The sequence below is a fragment of the Cytobacillus sp. EB106-05-05-XG126 genome (assembly GCF_058791715.1).
Genome location: NZ_JBYTDU010000004.1, coordinates 210,353 through 233,959, shown reverse-complemented (window position 1 = coordinate 233,959; position 23,607 = coordinate 210,353). Strand labels below are relative to the sequence as shown.

Annotated in this window: 24 protein-coding genes; 14 read left to right on the top strand and 10 right to left on the bottom strand. The window is 41.6% G+C overall.

Going from position 1 to position 23,607, the window contains the following annotated elements; genetic code table 11:
* Nucleotides 1-75: 75 nt before the first annotated feature.
* The 3 genes from AC3WTL_RS15715 to AC3WTL_RS15705 all read right to left on the bottom strand — a co-directional run bounded on the left by AC3WTL_RS15715 (nucleotide 76) and on the right by AC3WTL_RS15705 (nucleotide 3,948).
* A complete protein-coding gene (locus tag AC3WTL_RS15715; RefSeq protein WP_492369728.1) occupies nucleotides 76-1,398 on the bottom strand; it encodes a CitMHS family transporter in 1,323 nt (440 codons plus the stop codon).
* 236 nt (nucleotides 1,399-1,634) lie between these two features.
* Nucleotides 1,635-2,330, bottom strand: coding sequence for a response regulator (locus AC3WTL_RS15710; RefSeq protein ID WP_492369727.1), 696 nt, complete (start codon nucleotides 2,328-2,330; stop codon nucleotides 1,635-1,637).
* Nucleotides 2,323-3,948: an ATP-binding protein gene (locus tag AC3WTL_RS15705; protein ID WP_492369726.1), complete on the bottom strand. Its 1,626-nt coding sequence runs from the start codon at nucleotides 3,946-3,948 to the stop codon at nucleotides 2,323-2,325. The genes AC3WTL_RS15710 and AC3WTL_RS15705 overlap by 8 nt, the downstream gene beginning before the upstream one ends.
* Before the next feature lie 739 nt (nucleotides 3,949-4,687).
* Here AC3WTL_RS15705 and AC3WTL_RS15700 point away from each other — a divergent pair.
* Together AC3WTL_RS15700 and AC3WTL_RS15695 are read left to right on the top strand one after the other, a co-directional pair.
* Nucleotides 4,688-5,206: a GNAT family N-acetyltransferase gene (locus tag AC3WTL_RS15700; protein ID WP_492369725.1), complete on the top strand. Its 519-nt coding sequence runs from the start codon at nucleotides 4,688-4,690 to the stop codon at nucleotides 5,204-5,206.
* 112 nt (nucleotides 5,207-5,318) lie between these two features.
* The gene (locus AC3WTL_RS15695; protein WP_095244179.1) at nucleotides 5,319-5,738 is read left to right on the top strand and encodes a VOC family protein; all 420 of its coding nucleotides are present in this window, start codon (nucleotides 5,319-5,321) and stop codon (nucleotides 5,736-5,738) included.
* 266 nt (nucleotides 5,739-6,004) lie between these two features.
* On the opposite strand, the gene ytzI is transcribed toward AC3WTL_RS15695, so the two are convergent.
* The 3 genes from ytzI to AC3WTL_RS15680 are packed head-to-tail and all read right to left on the bottom strand — an operon-like array spanning nucleotide 6,005 to nucleotide 8,347.
* Nucleotides 6,005-6,172 (bottom strand): YtzI protein, encoded by a 168-nt coding sequence (ytzI, locus tag AC3WTL_RS15690; RefSeq protein WP_076259822.1) that lies wholly within the window; start codon nucleotides 6,170-6,172, stop codon nucleotides 6,005-6,007.
* 40 nt (nucleotides 6,173-6,212) lie between these two features.
* Complete coding sequence (locus tag AC3WTL_RS15685; protein WP_095244180.1) at nucleotides 6,213-6,557, bottom strand: ArsR/SmtB family transcription factor; 345 nt, start codon at nucleotides 6,555-6,557, stop codon at nucleotides 6,213-6,215.
* 29 nt (nucleotides 6,558-6,586) lie between these two features.
* On the bottom strand, nucleotides 6,587-8,347 hold the full coding sequence (locus tag AC3WTL_RS15680) for a SulP family inorganic anion transporter (protein WP_492369724.1): 1,761 nt from the start codon (nucleotides 8,345-8,347) through the stop codon (nucleotides 6,587-6,589).
* A 364-nt stretch (nucleotides 8,348-8,711) separates the two neighbouring features.
* Between AC3WTL_RS15680 and AC3WTL_RS15675 the strand changes: the two genes are divergently transcribed.
* The gene (locus AC3WTL_RS15675) at nucleotides 8,712-8,858 is read left to right on the top strand and encodes a hypothetical protein (protein WP_179288998.1); all 147 of its coding nucleotides are present in this window, start codon (nucleotides 8,712-8,714) and stop codon (nucleotides 8,856-8,858) included.
* Nucleotides 8,859-8,988: 130 nt separating this feature from the next.
* Here AC3WTL_RS15675 and AC3WTL_RS15670 read toward each other — a convergent pair whose 3' ends face one another.
* Complete coding sequence (locus AC3WTL_RS15670) at nucleotides 8,989-9,477, bottom strand: pyridoxamine 5'-phosphate oxidase family protein (RefSeq protein WP_095244187.1); 489 nt, start codon at nucleotides 9,475-9,477, stop codon at nucleotides 8,989-8,991.
* A 170-nt stretch (nucleotides 9,478-9,647) separates the two neighbouring features.
* On the opposite strand from AC3WTL_RS15670, the gene AC3WTL_RS15665 reads away from it, so the two are divergent.
* From AC3WTL_RS15665 to AC3WTL_RS15645, 5 genes are all read left to right on the top strand, one after another.
* The gene (locus AC3WTL_RS15665; RefSeq protein WP_095244188.1) at nucleotides 9,648-10,301 is read left to right on the top strand and encodes an NAD(P)H-binding protein; all 654 of its coding nucleotides are present in this window, start codon (nucleotides 9,648-9,650) and stop codon (nucleotides 10,299-10,301) included.
* Nucleotides 10,302-10,428: 127 nt separating this feature from the next.
* Nucleotides 10,429-10,665, top strand: a complete 237-nt coding sequence (locus AC3WTL_RS15660) for a hypothetical protein (protein WP_076263557.1) — start codon at nucleotides 10,429-10,431, stop codon at nucleotides 10,663-10,665.
* An 87-nt stretch (nucleotides 10,666-10,752) separates the two neighbouring features.
* Nucleotides 10,753-11,373 (top strand): hypothetical protein, encoded by a 621-nt coding sequence (locus tag AC3WTL_RS15655; RefSeq protein WP_492369723.1) that lies wholly within the window; start codon nucleotides 10,753-10,755, stop codon nucleotides 11,371-11,373.
* Nucleotides 11,374-11,393: 20 nt separating this feature from the next.
* Nucleotides 11,394-12,224 (top strand): alpha/beta fold hydrolase, encoded by an 831-nt coding sequence (locus AC3WTL_RS15650; protein WP_492369722.1) that lies wholly within the window; start codon nucleotides 11,394-11,396, stop codon nucleotides 12,222-12,224.
* A gap of 143 nt (nucleotides 12,225-12,367) precedes the next feature.
* Complete coding sequence (locus tag AC3WTL_RS15645; RefSeq protein ID WP_492369721.1) at nucleotides 12,368-13,582, top strand: TerD family protein; 1,215 nt, start codon at nucleotides 12,368-12,370, stop codon at nucleotides 13,580-13,582.
* Between the two features lie 60 nt (nucleotides 13,583-13,642).
* Here the strand turns inward: AC3WTL_RS15645 and AC3WTL_RS15640 are convergent, their stop codons facing one another.
* Nucleotides 13,643-14,413, bottom strand: a complete 771-nt coding sequence (locus tag AC3WTL_RS15640) for an SGNH/GDSL hydrolase family protein (RefSeq protein ID WP_492369720.1) — start codon at nucleotides 14,411-14,413, stop codon at nucleotides 13,643-13,645.
* Between the two features lie 107 nt (nucleotides 14,414-14,520).
* Here AC3WTL_RS15640 and AC3WTL_RS15635 point away from each other — a divergent pair, with 107 nt between their 5' ends.
* The 5 genes from AC3WTL_RS15635 (at nucleotide 14,521) to AC3WTL_RS15615 (ending at nucleotide 17,884) form a co-directional block, all read left to right on the top strand.
* Entirely contained in the window at nucleotides 14,521-15,447 is a 927-nt protein-coding gene (locus AC3WTL_RS15635) for an ABC transporter ATP-binding protein (protein WP_492369719.1), read from the top strand.
* A gap of 7 nt (nucleotides 15,448-15,454) precedes the next feature.
* Nucleotides 15,455-16,438, top strand: a complete 984-nt coding sequence (locus AC3WTL_RS15630) for an ABC transporter permease (RefSeq protein ID WP_492369744.1) — start codon at nucleotides 15,455-15,457, stop codon at nucleotides 16,436-16,438.
* A gap of 35 nt (nucleotides 16,439-16,473) precedes the next feature.
* The gene (locus AC3WTL_RS15625) at nucleotides 16,474-16,905 is read left to right on the top strand and encodes a cytidine deaminase (RefSeq protein ID WP_492369718.1); all 432 of its coding nucleotides are present in this window, start codon (nucleotides 16,474-16,476) and stop codon (nucleotides 16,903-16,905) included.
* A gap of 169 nt (nucleotides 16,906-17,074) precedes the next feature.
* Entirely contained in the window at nucleotides 17,075-17,323 is a 249-nt protein-coding gene (locus tag AC3WTL_RS15620) for a PepSY domain-containing protein (RefSeq protein WP_095244195.1), read from the top strand.
* A 105-nt stretch (nucleotides 17,324-17,428) separates the two neighbouring features.
* Nucleotides 17,429-17,884 (top strand): dual specificity protein phosphatase family protein, encoded by a 456-nt coding sequence (locus tag AC3WTL_RS15615; protein ID WP_095244196.1) that lies wholly within the window; start codon nucleotides 17,429-17,431, stop codon nucleotides 17,882-17,884.
* A 152-nt stretch (nucleotides 17,885-18,036) separates the two neighbouring features.
* Here the strand turns inward: AC3WTL_RS15615 and AC3WTL_RS15610 are convergent, their stop codons facing one another.
* A complete protein-coding gene (locus tag AC3WTL_RS15610) occupies nucleotides 18,037-18,657 on the bottom strand; it encodes a pyridoxamine 5'-phosphate oxidase family protein (protein WP_492369743.1) in 621 nt (206 codons plus the stop codon).
* A gap of 39 nt (nucleotides 18,658-18,696) precedes the next feature.
* Nucleotides 18,697-18,891, bottom strand: coding sequence for a hypothetical protein (locus tag AC3WTL_RS15605; protein WP_370460153.1), 195 nt, complete (start codon nucleotides 18,889-18,891; stop codon nucleotides 18,697-18,699).
* Nucleotides 18,892-19,536: 645 nt separating this feature from the next.
* On the opposite strand from AC3WTL_RS15605, the gene AC3WTL_RS15600 reads away from it, so the two are divergent.
* Complete coding sequence (locus AC3WTL_RS15600; RefSeq protein ID WP_492369717.1) at nucleotides 19,537-23,367, top strand: S8 family serine peptidase; 3,831 nt, start codon at nucleotides 19,537-19,539, stop codon at nucleotides 23,365-23,367.
* Nucleotides 23,368-23,607: the final 240 nt, after the last annotated feature.

Below are 23,607 nucleotides of genomic sequence, written 5' to 3'. Positions count from 1 at the left end.
TCACCTCTATGTTTATTTTACCCTTCAAATTATAGCATAGGATCAGCTGCGAGGTGAAAAACAGCAGTATTCATATTAAATCGAAATAACGCCAAATGCAATCGCAGCAATAATCATAAATAGTGAAGAGGCAACTGCCCATTTTAATGCAAAGCGCTGATTTTGGCCATAGTCAATGCCAATCATTCCGACTAGCAGGTACCCTGCGGCATAGAGCGGGCTTAGCACGTGAGCAGGCTGGCCGAGCACTGATGCACGGGCAATTTCAGCCATAGGAATATTGTAGCTCGCAGCCGTTTCTCCTATGATCGGGATAATTCCATAATAATAGGGGTCGTTCGCCATGAAATACGTAAATGGCATGCTTGTGATCGCTGTAATTAATGGCAGCTGTGATCCTAGTTGATCCGGAATGACTTGAACAAGCGCTGTCGCCATTGCATCCACCATTTCAGTTCCGTTCATGATTCCTGTGAATATACCAGAAGCAAAGACTAAGGCGACAACTGCGAGGACATTTCCAGCATGCGCGGCAACACGTTCTTTTTGCTGCACCAGGTTTGGGTAATTAATCATCGCGGCAATCGCAAAGCCTAACATAAAGAGAACAGGGAGCGGCAGCAATCCGGCGATTAAGGCAATCAGAAGAGCTAGGGTCAGTCCTGCATTTATCCAAATCAGCTTTGGACGCTGCAGATCTGCAAGCGATTCTCTGCTGACTGCAGCAGCTATCTGTTCCTCTGCAGCCTGAAGCTCCTTGATAGCGGAATCATCCATTGAGCGGATTCCAATTCGTTTGCGTTCCTTCATGCCAAAATACCAGGCAGCAAGGAAGGCAAAAAGAATGCCGGCTGCCATTACAGGAATCAGCGGAAGGAATACTTCTTCGGTTGTAAGCTGCAGAGAACTGATGACTCTGGCTGTCGGTCCCCCCCAGGGTGTCATGTTCATAACGCCGATGGAGAGAAGGGCGAGCGTTGCCAGCATGTATAAATTCATATTCAGCTTTTTGTATAGGGGCAGCATGGCTGTGACAGTAATAATGAACGTTGTTGTTCCATCTCCGTCCAGAGCGACCAGCGACGCGAGAGCAACAGTTCCGAGGGCTATCTTTAGCGGGTCCCCCTTAACAATACGCAAAATCGTATTCACAATTGGTTCAAACAAGCCTGCATCAATCATAATGCCGAAATAGAGGATAGCAAACACAAGCATCACGCCTGTAGGAGCAACTTGCTTAATCCCTTCAAGCATCATATCTCCAATCCCGGTATAAAACCCGCCAATTAAAGCAAATATGATCGGCACAATAATTAATGCCAATAGGGCAGACATTCGTTTCGTCATAATTAAAGCCATAAAAACAGCAACCATGCAATATCCAAGCAATGCGAGCATAAAACCCCTCCTAATTATTTGTAAGCGCTTCCTTTTGACTCACTTTATCAGGGGTGCTCCTCAAAGGCTAGATTAGTTGTTTAAGTTGAATAAAACATAATAATTTCATAATTTTCATATTTTTTATGAAACTAGAGATGAAAACTTACGGGTTACCGGTGATCCTTGAAGTGGGGATATGGGAGGCAGGAGTTCTGTTTTCAGAAAAAAAGCAAGCCCCTTTATAGGAGGGCTTGCTAGAGTTGTTTGTATCGGCGTTCGGGGCGGCCTACACTCCCATAGACTATATCCACTTCCACAAGTTCAATAGAAACCAGATACTCTAAATAGCGCCTTGCCGTGGAGTGGCTTGCGCCAATTTGCATTCCTACTTCTTCAGCATTCAGGCTTGTGGATGCTGCTTTCATTGCTTGTGTAACTTTTCTCAGTGTATGTTTGTCGATGCCTTTTGGCAAAGCTTCAGCCTCGTGCTTTGTCTCCGCAGCAGGGGGACTTTTTTGAAAGAGCCGCTGTATTTGATCTTGTTTAATATGAGCATTGGCTTGCCAGGTGTGTCTTGTTTGGCTGTACCCTTCAAAAGTTGAAAAAAAGCTTTCAACCATTATAGGCTTCAGCAGATAGCTATATGCTCCCCCGCGCATGGCATCTCTTACGGTTTTAGCATCATTTGAAGCTGTTATCATGATGATATCGATATGGCGATGGTTGTGTTTGATCTGAAACAGCAAATCAATGCCATTGGCGTCCGGCAGGTGAACATCGAGCAAGATCAAGTCAGGTGTAATCACGTTTAGCAATTGAATCGTTTCAGAAGCTGTTTGTGCTTTCCCTATGACAGTGAAATCCTGTCTTTTTTGGATAAGCTGTTCATATACAGACGAAGCGACAGGGTCATCCTCAACGATAAGCACCCCAATAGATGGGTTAGTCATGATTTTCTCTCTCCTCCGCGGTTGTGTGTTCAGAATTGTTTTTTGGAATGGCGATGGTCATACATGTTCCTTCTAACCGGTCTGTGCGGTACCATTCCCCGCCAAGCTGGCTTAGTGCATGCTGCATGATTGTCAGGCCCAGGCCGTGCTGCGGGTGGTTTGTAGTTGTGGCTCCTTCGGTGAAAAAGTAGGCTTCTTCTTCGGAGGTCATGCCTTTGCCATTGTCTTCAATATCCATAACAAGCTCGTCTCCATAGTCTGTAAAGGACAAGTGGACAGCGGCGTTCTTTCCTTTCCATTCAGAAGATGCTTCAAGGGCATTATCAATCAAATTGCCAATTACAGTAACGACATGTTCACTTTGAATGGTATCAGGGAAGTCCAGCCATTGGCTGTTTTCATCAAAGGTGATCGAGACTTTCATTTCTTTGGCCCGGTTCACTTTCCCAAGAAGAACGGCAACAATTAAAGGATCTTTAATGGTGGACATTAAAAAGGTGACAGTCTGCTGCAGTTCTTGCACCTCCATCTTCATGAATGCCTTAGCCTCTTCGTAACGCTCCAGTAGCAGGAGCCCGTTTAATGTGTTCAATTTATTTAAATATTCATGGGTCTGTGCCCGAATATGGTTCGCGTGCTGCCGGATTTCAATAAGTTCATTCGCCAGATCTTCTACTTCAGAGAAGGGGCGGATAGTCAGCACTATACCTGATATTTCCGTTTCTTCAGCTAAGATGGGCGAAATGTCTACAATATATATCGAGTTCTTGATGAGCGCTTGTTCCTGGATTAATCGGTTCGGATTCTGCAATGCAGTTCTGATAAGCGCTTTCAAGTGAGGCTCTGTCAGTGTACCTTCTGCATGCTCCCCCAGAATGTCACGCGCTTTTTTATTGGCTGATAAAATTTGGAGCGCAGGGCTGATGGCAAGAGTGGCGTCCCCAATCGACTCCAGAATAGCCTGTTTTTCAGAAAAGGCATGGGAAATCTCCTCGGGCTCTAAATTAAATATTAGCCTTTTGACTCGTCTGGCAATATAAAATGCGCCTGGTATGCCAATCAGAAGGGCAAGTCCGCCGAAAGCTGCTACCCGCAGCTGATAAACAAAGATTCTACTTTCTACTTCATTCGTTAAGAAGCCAACGGAAGAAACACCGATAATAGTACCTGCCTCATCATAAATGGGTGTTTTCGCTTTAACTGCTTCTCCTAAGACGCCATTTCCTATGAAAATAACAGAATCTCCTGCGAGCGGGGCTTTGTTGCGTGTTTCTGTCTCTTTCCCTATTTGATCCGGGTAGGGATGGGAATAACGGATGCCATCCTCGTTCGCTATTACAATATAATCTGCACCTGTCCGCTCTCTAAGTTTCTCGGCAATCGGCTGTATAAGTTGTGCCGGATGTTCTGCACCAAAGGCATCAATAATAGAATCGTTTTCAGCAACCAATTCCGCAACGGTCAGTGCCTGCTGTCCAGTTGTTCTCTCAATCATTTGATCAATAATGGAGGAAAAAGAAATGATGATTAACAGTATGCAAAGTATGAGTACAGTAAGAACAAGCAGAACCATTTGCCCGAAAAGCCCCGGCCGTTTTAATTTAAAAAGTTTCGACACTTTGGCCACCTCTGGCAATTTTATTTACTACTAGATTAAAGGAGGCAATTCCATTCGGCAAGGTAAAGTTTAATCACAGGACATGCCATTCAAAATTTGGTGTATTGACCGCCTGTACTCTATTTTCAGAATAAAGTAATTTTTGTAAAAATATGTTAAACTAAAGTTTAGAAGGTACTTGAAAAGGAGGAGAAAAATATACGGACTAAATATTTTATTGTTTTGCTTCTGACTTTTTTGATTGAAGTAGGTGTAACACTTTTTGTTGCCTCCACATTCTCTGTAAGGTTCATTGAGGTCATGTTTTTTACTGGAATGGCTTTTGCTGGCCTTAGCTTTTACTTTTCAAGCAGCGGGGGAGTCATTTCCGATTTCAGTTCCTCACAGGCGAGCGCTCAAACAGGCCTTATCCAAAAGCGGGAAGTATTTGTGTTTAGGAGGGGGCCAGTCTTCACATCCTCCATCATTTTTTTCTTCATTGGATTAGTGCTGTTTATTCTGCTTATTTCAGGGGTTATTCCGCCGGCAGGTTAAGGTGTGATGCTAAATGAGCTTTTATTCCAGGAAGGAAATTAAAAACCATAAAACCAGGCTAGGTACATATTTGATGACTCTATTATAAGTAATATCATACCTAAACTTTTGAGAGCATTTTTTATAGCAGCATTAATTAAATTAATGCCTAGAAATAATGATTCACTATAATCTGCATTGTACGAACGGAAAAGGGGGGTGTTATATGAAGGTTAGGGCAGCTAAATTATCAGATGCAGGCGGAATTGCTAAGGTACACGTTGACAGCTGGAGAACTACATACAAAAATATTATCCCAGATGAATTCTTAGAGAATTTATCATATCAAAGCCGTGAAGAGTTATGGATTAATATTATTCCAAAGGGGATTGTCTTTGTGGCAGAAAATGATGAAGGACAGATTGTTGGTTTTTCATCTGGCGGCAAGGAAAGAAGTGGGGAGTACAAAGAATTCCAGGGAGAACTCACTTCCATCTATATTTTGAAAGAGTTTCAAGGGCAAGGAATAGGTAAGGCTCTTGTTCAATCTGTAACTAAGGAATTGGGGAAATCAGGGATGAACACCATGCTCGTTTTTGTATTAGCGGATAATAATTCCACGTTATTTTATGAGGCCGTGGGCGGCAAGGTTATTGATAAGATTGAAGTTGAGATTGCAGGAAAGAAACTTTATGAACTTGTTTACGGCTGGGATACAATTGATACTTTAAATGGACAGGAATGAACTCGTAAGAACAGAGGCAGTCATGCAAAATAGGAGAATCATCCATATATATATTCACGGTTTATTTATTTACATTAAAAGCAAATATTTTAAAATTTGGGAGATGACGAAAATGAGCGAGAAATTATTACGAGTAGGTACAACCTACATACCAGTAACAAATGTAGAGCTTTCCTCTGAGTGGTATGTAAATAAATTAGGAGCAGAGTTAAGCTACAAAGATCAGGACAAAGCAATTTTAAATTTTGCCAATCAGAGTATTTTTCTTGTGAAATCTAAAGAAGGTCAAAGTGCCAATTTCTTTGATATTTACGGCAATGAGCGATTTTCGCTTACATTTGAAGTTGATGGATTAAGTGCCTTAGAAGCCATACATAAAGACTTTAAGCAAAATGGAATAAGAGTAGGAGAGATCGAAGACAGAGGACACTCTGGAAGAAACTTTGTCTTTTATGATTTAGACGGCAATAAATTTGATGTGTGGAGTGAACTAAGTCCAGCCTTCAAAGAGAAATATCTCATTTCGAAATAGATATTTTAATGAAGATCCAGGTTTTCAAGAATCAGCTGCTGCCCAGGCTGATTTTTTTTCATAAATGAGATGAGGAAAAAACAATGGTTATCATTATTGGAGTAGCAATTGTAGTGGCTTTAATCGGGTTGCCTCTATTATTGTTCACTTGGTCATTAGTGAGATTAGTTGATTTGATAAAGAAACGGTAAAAGATAGTAAACAAATAAAAAAGGGAATGATCCAAGAAGGATTATCCCTTATTTTTGCTGAAGTGGCATCTATTATTATTTATTGTTACTATTTTGTACTTGGCGATCTTCGCTTCTATTTGGATTGTTTTCTAAGGGGTCCACGGTATGCTTAAAGTTATAGGCTTTAGAAGTTGTGATAACACTTAAGAATAGCACAATTAAAACAATCAAAACCCCAACAATTATTAATCCCGTTAACATTTTAGTCACCTGATTTCATCTGTTTTTTCATAATCGCCGTTTAAGGCTGTTCGGTATTATCATCATCATTAAACTTATCTAGCATTTCGATCGTATCGACAAGGTGGTTATTAAAAATTTGGCGTGCTGCTTGAAGTAATTCAACAATCATGGGATCTCTTAAGGAATAGATAACACGATTTCCATCTTTCGTTCCCGTGACAATGTTTTTAGCTCTTAAAACAGTTAATTGCTGTGAAACCGCAGACCCTTCACTTCCTACAAGGCTTTGAATTTCATTAACATTTTTATCTCCATCCGCTAATAATTCCAATATCCTAATCCTTAACGGATGTGCAAGAGCTTTAAAAAATTCAGCTTTAAACTGCTGGATTTCAAGGTTCAATTTATTGGCCCTCTCTTTCAAATCGTTTTTTAAGATGAACTGGCAGCCTTTCTTAATTCTTGCCTATCACTTTCTTCACCAGAAAAGACTGTACATTCTCTAAACGCAAAGTGTTTGCAGCCCAGGCATTTACCTTTATTTAAGTGTGTAAGTGAGAAATTAATCGCCTCACCAGTATGTTCAAAGAAATATTCTTTTCCTATAAATTCATATAATCCTGTCTTTTTTAGCACCTGTTTTGGCTGAGGTTTTATTCCAGATATTAAAATAATCCCGTGTTTTGAGAAATCCTTTACAACTTTGGATAAGTAATATTCGCCCGTTGTATCCAGCAGCGGGACTTTCCCCATTCTTAATAGTAAAACTCTCGTATTATGATTGAACGTATTCATGACTGACTGTTCGAACGATTGAGCATCCCCGAAAAATAATGGGCCATCTACAGTATAAATACTAATTTGAGGACAGTCATGAGTATCTGTCACCATGTGAGATTGGATTTTTCCATGTTTGTTTTCATGATTGGGCAGTGATTTTGAGGTTACCATCATATCACTCATACGTTTCGTAAATAGTAGTATAGCTAATATGAGACCTGCCTCAACAGCAATCGTTAAATTTGCAAAAACCGTTAATAAAAAGGTCACAACTAAAACAAGTGAATCACCAGTCCTGGTTTTTAATACATGATAAAATTCCTGCTTCTCGCTCATGTTCCAAGCAACGACCATTAAAATCGGGGCCATACTTGCTAAAGGGATAGTCGACGCATAAGGGGCAAAGAGCAGTAAAATTAGCAAAACCGCGATTCCATGGATGATTCCGGAAAATGGAGAAATGGCTCCGTTTTTAATATTTGTGGCTGTTCTGGCTATTGCGCCTGTAGCCGGTATCCCGCCAAAAAATGGAGTAATTACATTCGCAATTCCTTGGCCTATGAGTTCTCGATTACTATTATGCTTACTTTTTGTCATTCCATCGGCCACTACTGCAGATAATAATGATTCAATGCCGCCAAGTAAAGCAATAATGAAGGCAGGTCCGATTAACAGCTGTATTTTTTCAAACGTAATCTCCGGAATCTCAAAATGGGGCAACGAACTTGGAATATCCCCGAATGTTGATCCAATCGTTGCTACTTGATTTGGATAGAAGAAAATCGCCACAAGCGTAGAAAGCAGTAATCCCGCAAGAGATCCGGGTATCCTGGAGAAAAATTTAGATGTCAGTAAGATGGTCACTAAACAAATCCCGCCTGTTAAAACACTATAACCATTAATGGTATGAAAGTGAACGATAATTTCATTTATATTTCTAAGAAATGATTCATGCTTCTCAACACCTGTCAGTCCTAAAAAGTTGGCAATTTGACCGGCAAAAATGATGACAGCGATCCCTGCTGTAAACCCAATCGTTACAGGCCTCGGAATAAATTTAATCAAAGACCCCAGCCGGAAAATCCCCATAAAACATAATATAACCCCTGCTATAAATCCGGCAATTAATAGGTTTTCATATCCATATGTCATCACAATCCCAAACAAGATAGGGATAAATGCACCAGTAGGTCCTCCGATCTGAAATTTCGACCCGCCGAACAGTGAAATCAAAATCCCTGCTATGATTGTCGTATAAATTCCATATTCAGGTTTTACTCCTGAAGCAATGGCAAACGCCATACCTAATGGAATAGCAATTACGCCAACCACAAGACCCGACAGAAGATCCTTCTGGAAACCTTGTAAGGAATATCCGCTATATCTTCCAGTAAAAATTGATTTGTTTTGCATGCCTAACCCTTCTTAATTTTATAATTTGTATATCTGATTATTTGAATATACTATGATATGAATTTACTCCGATTACTTAAAATTGTCAAAAGGAATTTTCAGGGGGTTAAGAAGCATCATCACAGGGAGGGAGATGAGACGGTGTCTGTTTGGATATAAACGGAAAAGTTGGAAACCCTATAATGAAAGATTTTTATCGCAGTCTAACGGGCAGTAAGACCCCCGCTTCAAGATTCAGAGGAATCAAAGAAGGATAAGTGGGGGTCAAACTGCCCGTAAAGGCCCGATTGGTTCAACTAACAATCAGTGGGGGATAAGGAAAACCCCCACTGATTGAAGTTTCACTTTATATGGAGGGATTCTAATGAAAGACAAAGATCAGGAAACAAGTGAAGGACTGAATCAGATATTTGAAATCATTAATGCCAAAGGGGATGTTGGGGAAATTAATGAAATCCTTAAAAATGGAAGTGCGGATGATGAAAAGGAAAATTCCGTTCCTAATTCCTAAGATAAATGAAATCTAAAGCTGAAAATATTTTTTTGGGCAGCCAAAAAAGTGGGGGGGGGGCATAATCGGTCAAAATGAACTCATCTGTCGCAACAAAAATGGATTGTCATCCAGACAATCCATTTCTGCTTTATTTATTCATATCAACTGTTTCGTTAATATCTGTTGATTTAGAGTTTTGCCCTGTCATGCGTTTAAAGAGAAAAGCTGCTTTTTTCGTAAAATTGCCAGTCTCCCAATATTCGGCCGCTTCCGTTTTTACTTTTATAAGGACAACGTTGGAATCATCATAAGATGTCTGCATGATTTCTTCATATGCTTTGCTCCACAATTCCTTTTTCTTTTCCAAGTCCTCAACGATTTCCGCTTTTCCGCGGACGGAAACATAGGACTTGCCTGCATAAGCCACATTAACATCCTGATCATGAAGAATTTCCTCATACTTAGCAGTCTCTTTTTTCGTGAAGAACCATAAGTCACCATCAAATTCTACTTCTTGTGTTTTCATTGGACGGGACACAAGTCCTTCCTCCGTAACCGTGGTAAGCATGGCCGTGTCAATGTCTTTGATTAACTCTCGCAGTGTTTCAATTTCTTCTTGATTGATCATGTTAGACATTTCCCTCACCTCGTAAAAGTTTTATAGAGTTATATTACCCTTTAAACAAGCTTTTATTCAGGTTTAGGACAATGACTGATGGAATCAGGCGAGCAAATAGATCTTTAGTTCCCTATATTTGAATGTAATATATAATTGAAAGAAACTATCCAGAATAGAAGGAGAAAAAAATGCACGCATTAATAATAGGGGCTACGGGAGCAACAGGCAGGGACCTGCTGGATTTGCTGCTGGAAGATGAGTCCTTTCATCAGGTAGATGTTTTTGTCAGGCGGGGTCTTCCTATCCAGCATGAGAAATTAAAGGTGCATGTGATTGACTTTGATCAATCCGAACAATGGAAGCATTCCGTGAAAGGCGATGTCTTGTTTTCTTGTTTGGGAACGACCTTAAAAGCTGCGGGCAGTAAGGAAGCGCAATGGAAAATCGATTACGATTACCAATATCAGTTTGCCAACATAGCCAGAGAAAACCATGTCAGTCATTATGTTTTGGTATCTTCAGGAGGCTCGTCGCCTAATTCTCCCTTATTTTATCCAAGGATGAAGGGGCAGCTGGAAGAATCGGTAAAAGATTTAGGGTTTCCTGGTGTGACAATCTTTAAGCCGCCTGTGCTGGTACGAAAAAATAGTGATAGAACCATGGAGGTTGCCGGAATGAAAGCCGTAAAGTTTTTTAATAAATTCGGACTGCTTCGTTCTCAGGAACCGCTGCCGACAGAAATATTGGCTCAAGCCATGATTCAATCCGTGAAACCACCAAGAAGCGGCATTTTTACGTTTGAAGGTGAAGCGATTCGGGAATGTGCCGGGAAGTTTGAGTAAGAATCTGATAACTTTGATCCAAGAGGTCAAGGTTATTTTTTATGCTGCCCGAAAGGGAATTTATGTTAAAATAGAGGTAATATTTAGAAAATAAATACAACTCTACTTTCCGATAAGGCGGGATAAGATGAAGCATGAAACAAAAGAGCAAGTTATAAATTGGCTGCTTACGATCATGATTCTAACCCTTGTAGGTTCCTTTGTTTTATTTTTTATGGGCTATTATATGGCCGGTTTTCTTGTTGGCGGGATATTTATGACAATTTCCACGTTTTTGGCACAATGGAGCTCAGATAAAAGTGCCGATTATATTTTCAGGGGCGAATATCAAAATAACAGGAATAAGTGGAATAATAAATGGTAGAAAAGCAGTTCCGTCCGGAAGGGCTTCTTTTGCATGTAATGGGCAGCACAGCTGGTGGAACTTCGGGCTGGGATGGGAGTGAAAGTTATGAAAAGAAACTATAAAACTTATGCTTTTCTTATTCTATTGATGATTGCCGTTTTGGCTATCATGGATGGCTTAAATAATTCAAACAAGGCTGAGGTGCTGCGGAAGGAAAAGGATCAGTTAGCTGAGGAAGCCGCAAGTTTTAAAAAAGAATATGAAATGAAAGCTAGTATGCTGGATGAGGAAAGAAAGGAAAATAAGGATTTAGAAGTAACCCTTTCGGAATTGGAAAAGGAAATCGAGTCTTTGCGGTCTGCTGTAGAATATAAAGAATTTGCTGATGCTGTAAGGGAGGTTGAAACATACAAGGCCGTACAAACCTTTGAGGAGGCGAATGGGTTTATTGCCCTAAAAGACGGGGCAGGATCCTACACAATTGATAGTGAAGGAAACTGTCCTTGCGGCTTTTTCTTTGAAAAAGGGTTTGAATGGGTGCCAAATGCGGCTCTTGATCTTAAAGCGTTCAGAATTGAAAATGATAAAATCTTCCTTACCTATCATACGGCAGAGGACATTAAACAGGATTATCAATTTGTTATGGTTAAGGCGCCAGGACGATTTGACAGAGAGGAGAAATGGAGAATTGATGAAATCAAGCTGGTGCAAAAGGGAGATCAGTAGGAAAAAAGAAAGGGAGTTAAATGATGACAAACCATATTCATTATGTCACAGCAGGGGATCGGGCAAATCCGCCAATCGTTTTTATCCATGGTTTATGCTGGACGAATAAGATTTGGGAACCCGTTGTTGATGGCTTGAAAGATTCCTATTATTTAATTTTAATTGACTTGCCTGGCCATGGTAAGAGTAACGCGTTAGATCACTATTCCTTTGAAGAGGTATCGAGGGAAATCCATGAGCTAATTGCTTCGCTTGGGTTAAGCAGTAAGGTATGTATGGCGGGGAGCTCTATCGGGGCGTCCGTTGCCCTGGTTTATACAAGTCTGTATCAAAATGTGAAGAATTTAATTTTAGTGGATGGAGGATACTATCCATTCAGTAAGACAGAGGGCTTATCATGGTCAGATATTGAAAATGGAACGATGCCCGATCATATCTTCGAAAGCCAATCCAGCTTTATCGAGTTTATGAAGGGGGATAATCCTTCTTTATGGAACCCAGCCATTGAGCAGGCCGTTCTGGATCAAATTGTCTGGAATGATGCAGAAAACAAATATCAATACAAAATTAATGATGACGGACAGCTGGGATACATGAAGGCAGAATGGGAACTGAACCCGGAAAAAATAGCGGCAGGGATCCCGGAAGAAGTACACATAACACTGATGATTGCTTTAAATGAAAATACCGATAAAGAATTTTCACTGGATTATGCTTCTCGTATGAAGGCAATTCATCCATTTACGGATATCGTCATTTATGAAGACACCGATCATCTCATTATGCTGGATGATGAAAAACGATTTGTTCGGGAAGTTAAGAGGGCATTGGCTGGTGGCGGTCAAAAATAAACTACGGCACCAGACTTTTTTTATACAGGGCGATGTGAAGATGACAGCTGCCAATAATTCCTGCAGAAGATATCCTTGAATATGGAAGTTATTGGTCGAATGAGCTATCATATCAGTAAACAGGTAATAAAGGAGCAGAAAATATGACAGCCGACATTCAAAAAGGTTCCCGCATTGATATAACAAAAACAAGGCCAGATTTATCGCAGCTTGCTATCCGGATCAGCTGGGAAAGTCCTGAAGCTTTTGATATAGATGCAGCTGTATTCATGGCTGACCAAAATGGCTATTGCCCGGATGATTCCTCTATGATTTTTTATGGCAATAGTGTTTCAACAGATCAATCTGTACAGCATTCTGTGATTGCAGAGACGGGCAGAAGCACAGAAATATTTCACATTAATTTGCCTTTAATAACATCATCTATCGAAAAGCTTGTTTTTACGCTGACCATCTATGAAGGTGATAAAAAGAATCAGACCTTCTCAGAAATGAACAATGCTTCTATTTTATTCAGCAATGCAGCAACAGGGGAAGAACTGATTACATATAAGCTGGGATCTTTTACGATTGAAAACACTTTAGTATTGGGGGAATTATATAATAGAAACGGAGATTGGAAGTTTTCAGCCAATACCGGCGGTTTTTCCGGCGGACTAGCTGCACTGTGCAATCATTTTGGGATTGAAGTGGAAGAAGAGCAGGAGAGCGGCGCTTGTGAGGCGGCACCTGCGCTGGAAATAGAAAGTCCTATTTTACAAGAGACTGCAGTAAAACCCGAACCGCCTATAGTGCCCGAGCCAGCTGCTCAGCAGCAGCCGATTAAGCTTGGAAAAATTACATTGGATAAGCCAGGAGAAGGGGTTTCACTCAGAAAGGCAGCCAAAATTGAAAATGTTAAAGTCAGACTCAAATGGACAAAGGGTGTTGATTTGGATCTGCATGCTTTTTATAAAACCAAAACAGGCCAGTTTGGACATATTTATTTTGGCAATAAGGGCGGGTTCCATGCCTCTCCATTTATTAAGCTTGATCGAGACTCCGGTGTCGGAAACACGTCTGGAAACAATTCAGAAAACCTGACGATCAAAACACTGAAGGATTTGGACTCAGTCATCATTGCCACGAATATTTTCCGGTTTCTCGGCTTTATTTCAAAAGGGGAGAACTTTGCCAGATACGATGGCCGCGTCCTCGTCAAAACCGGCAACGGGGATGATATAGAAGTTCCGTTAACTTCAAAAGTAAAAGGCAGATGGTGTATCATCTGCAAAATAGACAATACGGATGCAGCAGATCCAAAGGTCTTGAATATCAACCGGGTACAGTCCAATAAACCGGATATTAGAGATTTGTGAAGAGTAGATTTATAGCGAAAAAGGTGAATCTGCGCATCTGCTGCAGATTCACCTTTCAGTTTATTCAACGATATTTTTCTCAAAAACAAGTGACAGGCTTTCCGCCATTTGTTGATATGTAGCATCATTCGGATGAAAGACATCACTGGACAGGTCGCGTTTGGCATCTGTAACCAGATTGAAGGTATCCGCTACCTGAACACGGTATTTCAATCCTAATGTCCGGGCGGATTCATTCCATTTTTGGATAACGGAATCAAATGAGTCCCCATTGGACGATTGCTTGAAAGGATTATAAAGTCCCATATAGACGATGACGGCATTCGGATTGGTTTCGCGAATGCTTTTGAATGTTTTCTCCAGATTCGGAATTTCTGTCTTTACGATGCCCAGGGCGGTTTCCTCTGAATATTTCTCCAGAATCTTCCCGCTATTAAAAAGGTTATTGCCTCCAATGGTGATGGAGATTATTTTGGCTTCTTTAATAGATCTCTGGACTTCCTTCTGTTCGAGCTGCGTTAATAAATCTTCAATTCTGGCGCCACGCACCCCAAGGTTTTGAAAACGATCTACGATATTGCTTTCTTTAAGCTCTTTTCCAGCAAGCGAGACAAAACCTTCTCCTTTCGACGAGCCGACACCTCTTGTTAATGAATCTCCAAGGGCGACGTAGGCATCGCCGGGTGTGGCAGGATTATCTTCTGTTTTCTCTAAATTTTTCCCCCGGGGCGGGCTGGTTACATCCATATAGGCACTGGCAAGTCCATATCCAAACAGAACTGTCAGGGCAAGGGATAGGGTGAAAAATAACGGCCACATCCATTTTTTCATGTTTTGACCTCTCCTTCTAATTTGATTGTATCAATTTTTTTCCAAACTGGAGTATTCAAAAGAGTTATTGTTCGAAGATTTAGTTAGAATAGAACAGGGGTGATGCTGTGAGTTTAAAGCCAACAGTACAATTAGAAAATGTAACGAAGATTATTGGAAAGAAAACAATTATTAATAATATATCATTTGACATTTATCCAGGCGAAGTCTTTGGATTCCTCGGTCCGAATGGCGCCGGGAAAACCACTACGATCCGGATGCTTGTCGGGCTCATTAAGCCAACGTCCGGAAAGATTCACATTTGCGGTTTTGATGTAAGAAAGCAATTCGTTCAGGCTATGCAGCGCCTTGGTTCGATTGTCGAAAATCCGGAGCTGTATAAGTATTTAAGCGGCCGTGAAAATCTGCAGATGTTTGCCCGGATGCTGCCCGGTGTGGATGATGAACGGATACAGGAAGTCATTGATCTGGTGGATCTGACGGCCAGAATCGATGATCAGGTGCGGACCTATTCTTTAGGGATGCGGCAGCGGCTGGGGATTGCTCAGGCATTGCTGGGCCGGCCGGATGTGCTGATACTGGATGAACCAACGAATGGACTGGACCCGATGGGAATCAAGGATCTTCGCCTGTTTATCAGAAAGCTGGTCGATGAAACGGGTCTGTCGGTTCTCGTATCCAGTCATATTTTAAGTGAAATCGAATTGCTGGCAGATCGTGTGGCTATTATGAGCCATGGAAAAATCGTAAAGGTCGGCAGTGTGAGTGATCTGGTTGGTGCACTGTCTGCCGGTGTGGACTGGAGAGTCAGTGATTCTTTCCGTGCGCTAGCTATTTTACAGGAATCCCTGCATGTCCAGGCGGCAGAACTGTCCGATGACCATACGATACATACGCTGATGGATGAAAGCAAAACCTCAATCCTCAATGAAGCACTCATGAAAGCGGGCATTGAGGTATGGACGATTGAAAGGAAAGTGCAGACCTTGGAGGATCTATTTATCCGTTTGACAGGAGGCGATCATATTGTCTAATCCGAATATGATTGGCCTGATTCGCAATGAAGTGATGAAGATCGCTTCCAAAAAACGCCTCGCGGTTGTTGGCGTTATATTAGTCATTCTGGTGTCGATGTTTACATACGCCCAATACCGGGAGATACAGGAGAAAATCGAAAAGCAGGGCACTCTGGATTGGCGGGTGGAGCTTCAGCAGGAAATTGTCGACCGGCAAAATCGGCTGGCATCGAGCGGGATTCAGGACGAGTTCAGACAGTTCCTCGAATTTGATCTGAAGCAAAAGCAGTATTATCTGGACAATGATATCAACCCGAACTATCCTGGAGCCCCTACGTTTATCCGCATCTTTTTATCACAGGGAATCACGCTTGTCCTGCCGTTATTCATTATCATTATCATGGCAGATATTGTGAGCGGGGAATACAATGATGGCACAATCAAAACTTTACTGTCCCGGCCGGTTAAGCGGTGGCGGATCCTGATGGCGAAATGGCTGACGGTGCTGCTGTATACCTCCATGCTGATGGCGGTTACGGTAATCGTCTGCTATGGAATTTCAGGGATCGTCCTCGGATATGACGGCTGGACTGCACCTATCTTAACCGGATTCCAAGCTTCTACATCGGGGAAGTTTTCATCGGAGTATATTCATACCCTGCCAATGTGGAAATACCTGCTGATGTCAGCTGGGCTTGCATGGGTGGTAACAGCGGTAGTTGGAACAATAAGCCTGATGATCTCCGTCCTGTTGAAAAATACAGCGACGGGAATTGGGGCCATGATGGCTGTGTTAATCGCTGGCACTCTGCTGTCTTCCATCGGCTCAAGCTGGACCAGCTCCAAATACCTAGTGAACTTGAACTTTGATCTGATTAACTACCTGGAAGGGCAGGCTCCGCCGATTGAAGGGATGTCTCTGTCGTTTTCGCTGACCGTGCTTGGGGTTTGGACGGCAGGCTGCCTGGCTGTGGCGTTTTGGAATTTTACTCAGAAGGATATGTATTAAGATAACGGTGGACTAGTAGATGGGGGAGATCTTTTATGTTAAAAGTAAGACCTTTGGAAGATAAAGACTATGAATTGATAAAAGAAGCAGAAAAAGTGATTGAAAAGAATTACAGGTATGGACGGCATCACATTGGTTCAGCAGTCAGAACAACATCTGGTAATGTATTTTCAGCAGTTCACGTTGAAGCGAATGTTGGGAGAATAACTGTATGTGGTGAAGCAATGGCTATTGGCAAGTCTATATCTGAAGGTGAACACGAATTTGAAACAATAGTAGCAGTGGCCCATCCTCACCCACACGAGGATATAGAGAAATGCTGGGTGGTTGCTCCTTGTGGTATGTGTCGAGAGTTAATTAGTGATTACGGCAAAGAAACGGATGTCATCATTTCTTATAACAGTGAATTGGTAAAGTGTAATGTAATGGAGTTATTACCTGAGAAGTATAGAAGCGATATAGACTGAAATTTGATTGTACAAATATTGCTTTAAGAACGGCTGCCATCTTTGGCGGCTTTTTCTTTTTGAACAAACTGAGGTAAGTTAAAAAAGATATGGATTAGCACTTTTAGTTTGTCACATACATATGGATAAAAGAGGTTGAATTATGTAAGGATGAGGAGGGAATTTTCAAATGTATGAAAATTATTATTATGGCAACCCCAAACCAATATATAGACAAAGAATTACAAAGGAGCAGGCTCAAGAGATCGCTCTTAAAAATGTACCGGGACAAATTCAACATGTAGATATGGATTTAGAAAATGGTGTCTTAGTTTATGAAGTTTTTATTTTAACACCAGATAACAGATTATTCGAGGTAGAGATTATTGCAAAAACAGGAAAAGTATTAAAAATTGAAGAAGAAAATGACTTTGATTAATACTGATGGGCTTTAGGTAAATTTGCATTCGGCATTAATTTTAAACTCAATAGGAGTAGAGAAAGGGCAGTCTTGGCTGCCTTTTTATTTTTTAGAAGGAGTTGGATGAAAAGAGGTGAGTCAAAAATGAGTTTTATTGAAATGATTCCAAAAAGGCTCTATATCGGCGGGAAGATTTCTTCAGCAGACTGGGATTTTATAAAAAAAAATATAACTGCAATTGTTAATCTAAGAACTAAACCAGACCAGCCTCCTTTTGATTTTTTTGGGAGAATTATGATTTGGGCTCCACTTAATGTTCGGGTTGCTCCTACTATAGAATGGGTTCTTAGACTTATGAAACAGTTAAATCATCTTATGGAGTTAAAACATAGAATTTTAATACATGATACCATTGGCAAAGAGCGTTTGGGTTTTGTTATTACTGCTTTTTATATGCAGAGATATGGATTAAAGCATGACTCAGCCCTTAAAATCGTTAAACAATTAAAGCCGGACATAAAACCGCCAGCTGATTACATGAGATTACTTGTTCAGTACGAAAAACATCTGGGTCACTAGGTAACCTGGAACACTCTTTACATGAGGAGGGGTAAAAACCATAAGAAAAGGCAGCAAAAAAAGCTGCCGATTTTTGTTTTGAGTTAATATGCTAAATACAATGTAACCAGCAAATCTGTTCAGGTTCATTTTTCCGCATCGTTTATTTACCCTTAATACAATCTGTGTTTATAACTTTCCTGAAGATCCTTCGCCACTTGTTCAGCGGTTTGATTCGGCAGGTTGGTATGGGCTGCCAGCATAGCAGGGGCAGAAGGAAGGGCTTCTTTTGCTGGCCATGACTCCCCGTTCCATAACCCCGATCGGATCAATGCTTTTGCACAATGGATAAAACATTCCTCTGCTTCTACTAAAATGCCAAATAGCGGAGTGCGTCCATTGGCTATACTCATTTCTAAAAGCTCCGGGTCACGGCATATGTACGCTTTACCGTTAATTCTTAGTGTTTCTCCAAGCCCTGGTATGAGAAAAAGAAGACCAATATTGGGGTTTTCGATAAGATTATGAGCGGTATCCATTCTTCGATTGCCCGGCCGTTCCGGAATAAATAGATGCTGCTCATCAAGAACTGTCACAAACCCAGGGGCATCACCCCTTGGCGAAACATCACATTTCCCGGCTGCATCTGAAGTGGACATCGTTAAAAAAGGCGACTTGGAAATAAAATTAATGCAGTGCTCATCGATGAAAGAAATAACTTTGCCGGCGGCACGCGCACTCGGCTGGCCGATTTCCTCCCGAAAAAACGCAAATTCTTCTTTTGTGGCTATGATATTTTAAATGTATTCATGTGTATCTCCTTTTCATCTAAGCTATTTTTCTATCTCCGCTGATGTCTTCACAAGCCGGAACACAACATAATAGATTCCGCTAAGTCCGGCGATCCCCAGCACGGTAAGTAAAGGCATTTTTTCGGCAAATAGGATTCCAATCACAAATAGCGCAAGGCAAATGAGGATGGCAAATAGACTTAGTAATATTCGTTTATTCTTACTCAATTTTTTCACCGCTTTCCTTTTAAAATAGGGCAAATACTTAAATCGTGGTAGTAGTATGAACTTTGCTGCGGATGTGTTCTGGATGCTTATTGTTATTCTTTGTATGGTACTTATTCTTTTAGACAGCATGAAAATATCATAAAGCTGGATCGGTTTAAGGAACCCAAGTAATATATTAACATAAATATCCATTTTAATGAGTGTTTTGATAAATGGAATCTGCAGAGGTATGGATTTTGCAAATAGATGGATAGGACCTGCAAATAGAACGCTGAATTTGCAAATAGGAAAGCTTTAATTGCAAATTGAATATCAATCTGCAAATAGATGGACAGGACCTGCAATTAGAAAGCCTGAATCTGCAAATAGAATCTTAAAACTTGCAAATAGACCAGCCCATCTGATGCTGTCTGGTTTATGCCTTTTTTAGCAGTGCCCTTTATCGGGACAAAGAACCTGTCCCTCTGTCCCAGCTAAGTCTCAAATTCTGTTAAAATATGAAATTTTTCTACAGCATTTTTCGAGAAAAATAGATCTAATTTCCTGTTATAAAAGTTGCTAATCAGGTCTTTTGATCCTTATATGAAAATTTTGGTTTTGGTACCTTTATAGTGTATTAAAAAAATTCAGAATAATATAACTAGGAGGTAGGGAATGAGGATTAAAAGATCAGCAGTGGCCTTATTAATGTTCATGTTAATCTTCTCCAGTTCGGTATCTGCAGCCGTTGTGCCTGTGAAAACACCGAACACCAAAGGAGAAGAAAACCGCAAGACCATCCAGGAAATAAAGAAAAGTGATCTGGACAAGCAATACAAGAAAACAGATATTGTCAGGGTCATCGTGGAGATGAAGACAGAGCCATCTGTCCTTTATGCCCAAAAGCAAAAGAAGAAGTATAAAGAACTTCCAGATGCAACAAAGCAGAAGCTGAAAAATGAAAAGCTGTCTGAACAGCAGAAGGTAAAGGATCGTGCCAAAAAGAATAAAGTGAAGATGATTGAGCGCGAAAGCTTTACTACAATCGTAAATGGCTTTAGTGCTGAGATGATGTATGGCGATATTGAGCTTGTAGAAGAAATGCCGGAAGTGGCGGAAGTACAAGTGGTAAACGAGTACGAAAAGCCGCAGGAAAAACCGGATATGCTATACAGTAAAGAGCTCGTACAAGCTCAGGAAGCTTGGCGTGATTATGGCTTTAAAGGTGAGGGCATGGTAGTCGGTGTCATTGATACCGGTATGGATCCTTCTCACCGTGATATGGTTTTAGCCGATGAATCAGAAAAGGAATTAACGAAGGCGGAAATCTCCAAGTTTAAAAAAGATAACGGCCTTCTTGGAAAATATTATTCTGAAAAAGTACCATATGGTTACAACTATATGGATGAAAATGACACAATCCGTGATATCGGCCCGGATGCTTCCATGCATGGAATGCACGTTGCCGGAACTGTCGGAGCGAATGGTGATGAGGAGAACGGCGGCATTAAAGGGGTAGCACCTGAAGCCCAGATCCTTGCGCTTAAAGTATTCGGAAATGATCCGAATATGCCTTCTACATACAGTGATATTTATGTAAAGGCGATTGATGATGCGATTGTACTTGGAGCAGATGTACTGAACATGAGCCTTGGTTCTACAGCTGGATTCGTCAGCCCTGAATCAGCTGAGCAAAAAGCGATTGCCAGAGCAGTGGAAAACGGCATTTTAATGTCTATTTCTGCGGGGAACTCTGCTCACTTTGGAAATGGATTTGCGAATCCAAGCAGTGAAAACCCGGATATCGGCGTTAGCGGATCACCTGGTGTATCCTATGATTCTTTGCAAGTAGCATCCATTGAAAATAGCTTCATGGATCTCGATGCAGTGAACTATCAATTCGGTGAAGAGTCCGGAAAAGCTGCGTTTTTATCAGCTGGCAATGTCCATCCGAACGATGTTGAACAGAAAACATTTGAGGTGGCATACGGCGGACTGGGCAAACCTGAAGAGCTTTCCGGAGTTGCTGGAAAATACGCATTAATCAAGCGCGGAGAATTGGCATTTGTTGATAAAGCGATGAATGCTCAGGCAGCTGGTGCTGTTGGCGTCATTATTTACAATAATGCTGACGGTTATGTCAACATGGCAAGCGATCCGTCCATTACCATCCCGCAGCTGTTCATGCTTAAGACAGATGGAGACAAGCTTGCAGCAGCCATTCAGGATGGCGAGACAGTCACGCTTTCTTTTAACGGAGAAAAAACAAAATCAGCAAATCCTGAAGCAGGCAAAATGAGCGCCTTCACTTCATGGGGATTAACGCCTAACCTGGATTTTAAGCCTGAGATTACAGCTCCGGGCGGACAAATTTACTCTACTCTTGAGAATAACCAGTACGGTATGATGAGCGGTACTTCCATGGCAGCTCCTCACGTTTCCGGAGGTGCGGCACTTGTTCTTGAGCGTGTGGATACAGAATTTGGCGTAACCGGCTTTGACCGTGTCAACGTAGCGAAGAACCTCATGATGAATACAGCGGCACCAGTCATTGATAAAGGAACCGTCAACAGTGCATTTGAATGGAATATCCCTTATTCCCCACGCCGACAAGGTTCCGGCATCATGCAGCTTCATTCGGCATTATCTTCTCCTGTTATCGTAACGGAGACTTCAACGAATGAAGGGAAAGTGGCTTTAAAAGAGGTTGGCAATACATTTGAATTCACATTAAAAGCACAAAACTTCAGTAATGAAGATGTGGCTTACGATGTAGCAGCGAATCTGCAGACTGATTTTGCAGCCTATGAAGAAATGGGCTGGGCAGCGGATGAGCTTGAAGCTCAGAACATTTTAGATGCTTCTGTAAAAGTGGAAGGCCAGGATTCTGCAGAGGTAACCGTTCCTGCGAATGGATCTGTAAGCTTTAAAGTAAGTGTGGATGTCAGCAATGCAAAAGTGTTAGATCCTTCGAAGACAGGAAACTGGGAAACTCCTAGTGACATCAACGAGGTATTCCCGAATGGATATTTTGTTGAAGGGTATGTCACTTTGACAGACTCAACTGACGTGAACCCGCAATTAACGGTTCCTTATGTTGGCTTCAAGGGAGATTGGGACAAGGCTCCAATCCTTGATGGCATGAAGTATGATGAGAGTTCCTTCTACGGAATGGCAGGAGCTGTTTCTGAGACTGCCGAGGGCTATTCTTACTTAGGATATGATCCGGTAAACGATGCATTCAGCGGTGAAACAATCGCGATTTCACCGAACGGGGACAAAGTTCAGGATCAATTGATTCCGGTTCTTTCATTCTTGCGAAATGCGAAACAAGTAGAATTCGCGATTACAGATGAGGATGGAAAAACGTTACGTAAGCTGCGTACGGAAAACAGCCTCCGCAAGCATTATTTTGATGGCGGCCGGAGTGCGAATTATACGCTAAATCCGTCTTGGGGCTGGGATGGAAAAGTCAGCAACCAGCTTGCCGAGGATGGACAGTACTATTACGAGATTAAGTCTGTCATCGACTATGCAGGGGCAGAATGGCAATCCGTGAAAATCCCTGTAAAAGTGGACACGGCTGCGCCAAGCGTTCAGGCTGACCTTATCGAAGGCAACACAGCATTAAAGCTGGAAGCTGCTGACAACCCTGAAGGCTCAGGCATTTCGTATATTGATATTTTCGTAGATGAAGAGTCTATTCTGGATGAAGCACTAAGCGGGGATACAGAAGAATTTGATCTTCCGGAAGAATTGGAAGTCGGCGCCAATGTTAAGGTTGTAGCCTATGACTTTGCCGGCAACTCTTCCGAAGCAACTGTGGAAGTGGGCGAAGTGAGCAATGACAAGACTGTTCCATACGTGTACCTAGAAGAGCCTGAGGCCCTTGAAGTGTACAACACCAATGAACTGACTGTCAGCGGCCATATTAAAGAAGAGTCTGGCATGAAGGAATTCACCATTGCCGGAACACCTATTGAGACAACTTACAACGAAGAAAAAGGTCAATATGAATTTGAAACAGTGATGACGTTTGAAGATGGTGTTCACAGCCTGGAAGTGAAGGCTGTGGATACTGCAAATAATGCGATCTCTTTCAAGCGCACAATCATCGTCGATGCGACTGGCCCGACGGTTGATATTGATGGACTGCCTTCAAGCAAATACATTAAGCATAACAAGAAAGACCCTGTCATCAACATCACCGTGACAGATAACTTTGACCAGCTTCGCTTCTACCAGGACGGCAGCGAACTATTCTACCAGGAATTCCAGGAGCCTTATGCAATGAGAGGCATCGAAAAGGAATTCAAAAAGATTAAACTATCATTGAAAGAAGGCTTAAACGTCTTCACGTTTGAAGCAGAGGACCTGGCCGGCAACAAAACAACCAAAACGGTCGAACTGTACAAGCTGAAAAAAGGCGAACAGCCTCCGCAAAACCACGAAACCCCTGATGGCCCGGCAAAGCCTGGTAAAGGGAAAGGAAAGAAAGATAAATAATAGTATGGGGAAACCCGGCTTCCTTGGAGGAGCCGGGTTTTCTTTTTGGGGTGACTGCTGGCTGGAGGGGATTTTGCAAATAGATGGTGAGGATCTGCAAATAGAACGCTGAATTTGCAAATAGGAAAGCTTTTTTTGCAAATTGAATATCAATATGCAAATAGATGGAGTGGACATGCAAATAGAGAGGGGAAATTTGCAAATAGAGAGAGCAAAATTGCAAATAGAATGGGTGAATTT

What these genes read in the sequence shown, in the direction of transcription:
- AC3WTL_RS15715 (WP_492369728.1), bottom strand. Translation starts at nt 1,398, where the DNA reads ATGCTCGCATTGCTTGGATATTGCATGGTTGCTGTTTTTATGGCTTTA.
- AC3WTL_RS15710 (WP_492369727.1), bottom strand. Translation starts at nt 2,330, where the DNA reads ATGACTAACCCATCTATTGGGGTGCTTATCGTTGAGGATGACCCTGTC.
- AC3WTL_RS15700 (WP_492369725.1), top strand. Translation starts at nt 4,688, where the DNA reads ATGAAGGTTAGGGCAGCTAAATTATCAGATGCAGGCGGAATTGCTAAG.
- AC3WTL_RS15695 (WP_095244179.1), top strand. Translation starts at nt 5,319, where the DNA reads ATGAGCGAGAAATTATTACGAGTAGGTACAACCTACATACCAGTAACA.
- ytzI (WP_076259822.1), bottom strand. Translation starts at nt 6,172, where the DNA reads ATGTTAACGGGATTAATAATTGTTGGGGTTTTGATTGTTTTAATTGTG.
- AC3WTL_RS15680 (WP_492369724.1), bottom strand. Translation starts at nt 8,347, where the DNA reads ATGCAAAACAAATCAATTTTTACTGGAAGATATAGCGGATATTCCTTA.
- AC3WTL_RS15675 (WP_179288998.1), top strand. Translation starts at nt 8,712, where the DNA reads ATGAAAGACAAAGATCAGGAAACAAGTGAAGGACTGAATCAGATATTT.
- AC3WTL_RS15670 (WP_095244187.1), bottom strand. Translation starts at nt 9,477, where the DNA reads ATGTCTAACATGATCAATCAAGAAGAAATTGAAACACTGCGAGAGTTA.
- AC3WTL_RS15665 (WP_095244188.1), top strand. Translation starts at nt 9,648, where the DNA reads ATGCACGCATTAATAATAGGGGCTACGGGAGCAACAGGCAGGGACCTG.
- AC3WTL_RS15660 (WP_076263557.1), top strand. Translation starts at nt 10,429, where the DNA reads ATGAAGCATGAAACAAAAGAGCAAGTTATAAATTGGCTGCTTACGATC.
- AC3WTL_RS15655 (WP_492369723.1), top strand. Translation starts at nt 10,753, where the DNA reads ATGAAAAGAAACTATAAAACTTATGCTTTTCTTATTCTATTGATGATT.
- AC3WTL_RS15650 (WP_492369722.1), top strand. Translation starts at nt 11,394, where the DNA reads ATGATGACAAACCATATTCATTATGTCACAGCAGGGGATCGGGCAAAT.
- AC3WTL_RS15645 (WP_492369721.1), top strand. Translation starts at nt 12,368, where the DNA reads ATGACAGCCGACATTCAAAAAGGTTCCCGCATTGATATAACAAAAACA.
- AC3WTL_RS15640 (WP_492369720.1), bottom strand. Translation starts at nt 14,413, where the DNA reads ATGAAAAAATGGATGTGGCCGTTATTTTTCACCCTATCCCTTGCCCTG.
- AC3WTL_RS15630 (WP_492369744.1), top strand. Translation starts at nt 15,455, where the DNA reads ATGATTGGCCTGATTCGCAATGAAGTGATGAAGATCGCTTCCAAAAAA.
- AC3WTL_RS15625 (WP_492369718.1), top strand. Translation starts at nt 16,474, where the DNA reads ATGTTAAAAGTAAGACCTTTGGAAGATAAAGACTATGAATTGATAAAA.
- AC3WTL_RS15620 (WP_095244195.1), top strand. Translation starts at nt 17,075, where the DNA reads ATGTATGAAAATTATTATTATGGCAACCCCAAACCAATATATAGACAA.
- AC3WTL_RS15615 (WP_095244196.1), top strand. Translation starts at nt 17,429, where the DNA reads ATGAAAAGAGGTGAGTCAAAAATGAGTTTTATTGAAATGATTCCAAAA.
- AC3WTL_RS15600 (WP_492369717.1), top strand. Translation starts at nt 19,537, where the DNA reads ATGAGGATTAAAAGATCAGCAGTGGCCTTATTAATGTTCATGTTAATC.